We start from the raw sequence: 552 nt of genomic DNA, 5'->3' as shown, positions 1-552 counted from the left end.
CCGAGCCAGCAGAAAAAGCGTGAACAGGAGCGTTAAAGACCGCCCCGAAATGATACCGAAACCCTACAAAAATACAGGTATGATATGAACCCTTACCGCAATACTCCCCGACTTCCAAACGGGGCTTACAGGGCAGAAAAAGCCCGAAAATGATACCGAGAACATACAGAAAATGCCCCCTATCCCGCTACACCGATAGGAACGGCAGAAAGGAGCTTACCATTGCCGAGAATGAGCAAGAAGCGGCGGCTGGAATGGTCTTTCTTCCTCAACCACCGCAACCGTATCACTTACAACGACCTATGCCGGGGCTGCACCCGTGACTGCAAACAGAGCTTCCGGGCGGTTATCATACTATGCCCTCGCTATTATTCCAAACGCTGGAAAAAGGAGGACGCAGCCTATGGCAGATAACCGCAAATATTACTACCTCAAGCTGAAAGAGAGCTATTTTGACGATGATGCAATCGTTCTGCTGGAAAGTATGCAGGACGGCGTTATCTATTCCAACATTCTCTTGAAGCTGTACTTGAAATCGCTGAAAAACGGCGG

General features: G+C 49.3%; 2 protein-coding genes. Both read left to right on the top strand.

The features are described from left to right. Window positions 1-222: 222 nt before the first annotated feature. Complete coding sequence (locus CHK_RS16115; RefSeq protein WP_006058351.1) at window positions 223-414, top strand: hypothetical protein; 192 nt, start codon at window positions 223-225, stop codon at window positions 412-414. Continuing rightward, window positions 371-552, top strand: a 182-nt coding sequence (locus CHK_RS15740; protein WP_242844870.1) for a phage replisome organizer N-terminal domain-containing protein, incomplete at its 3' end; no start/stop codon positions are given. The genes CHK_RS16115 and CHK_RS15740, both read left to right, overlap by 44 nt.

The organism is Christensenella hongkongensis (assembly GCF_000981035.1).
GTDB lineage: Bacteria > Bacillota > Clostridia > Christensenellales > Christensenellaceae > Christensenella > Christensenella hongkongensis.
This window is presented reverse-complemented; position numbering and strand designations above follow the sequence as displayed.